The 1010-nt window shown below is 51.8% G+C and carries 2 protein-coding genes; both read right to left on the bottom strand.

Going from position 1 to position 1010, the window contains the following annotated elements:
- Positions 1-719 (bottom strand): restriction endonuclease subunit S (locus ACOCD2_RS21845; protein ID WP_419626110.1); only part of this gene is annotated, 719 nt, incomplete at its 3' end.
- The coding region (locus ACOCD2_RS21840) for a hypothetical protein (RefSeq protein WP_305800800.1) at positions 716-1010 on the bottom strand (295 nt) is incomplete at its 5' end. The genes ACOCD2_RS21845 and ACOCD2_RS21840, both read right to left, overlap by 4 nt.

Raw genomic sequence — 1010 nt, 5'->3', positions numbered from 1 at the left:
CCCAAACGCTTCACCTCCCACGCCCCCGCCTCCCGAAACTCAGGAAAGCGCAGGCGGGGTGTGGTTTCGCCCTCGGCGGGGAAGAGCTGCTGCATCAGGCCCTTCTTGTGCTGTTTCAGGGCCTGGACCTTTTTGGCTTGCAGCCCGATCACCTCATCAAGGGAGGAGAGGCAGTGGGCGATTTTTTGTTGTTCAGAAAGCTCTGGAGGTATAGGAAGAAGCATTGATGCATATTCAGCACCATTTATTCCTGGCTGCCCACTTCTTGCAGAGCTAAATTCAACCCATCGCCAATAACGGCCTGTATACAAATATTGAAATAGAAATTCAGAATTAAGCTTTTCGGGGTTTGACTTAATACGTATTAGGAACCCTGCAAAGACTAGCTTGCCATCCTTTGACCTGTATTTGTATGATTTTCCAACACTTGCGCCAGTCCTCGCAAGAACAATATCGCCGACAGATAGGTATTGTTCTCTTTTCGCACGTAAATCTACAGAAACCCTGTTGCTTTTTACTATTTTACCTTCTTCTGATATATCGGTAATTCGTAAGTAAGCTGGCAGGTTTTCTTGAAATGGAACTGCTGGTGCATTCACACCGTATTCCGGTTTGCCCACTAAATAGCCCCCCAATCGCTTCACCTCCCACGCCCCCGCATCCCGAAACTCGGGAAAGCGCAGCTTTGGCACCACGGCCTTTGCTTCTTTGCCGCTCATTCGGAATCCAGCCCGTCAGGATTCTTCAGCGCCTTTTTCTGCTCGGAGGTCAGGCGGCGTTCGACTTTTTTCACATCCTCTTCCGGCGGCAAGGTTTCCGGGCGGATGCCCCGGCCCAGCAGGGTTTGACGGACGGCCTGGTTATTGGTGACATGCTCCTGCGAGATTTTCGGCTCGCTGCGCATGTTTTGTTCGCGGGCGTTGTGAATGGTGATTTCAGTGGCAAAATCCTTGGCCTTGAGGATGATGGTGGGTGCAAAGTCGGCCAGGGGGCGATTGGCGGGGACTTTC

Origin of the sequence: Thiolapillus sp. (genome assembly GCF_048562965.1) — a bacterium.
GTDB lineage: Bacteria > Pseudomonadota > Gammaproteobacteria > Chromatiales > Chromatiaceae > Thiolapillus > Thiolapillus brandeum_A.
The sequence above is the reverse complement of the archived record's forward strand: the minus strand, read 5'-3'. Positions and strand labels throughout refer to the sequence as shown.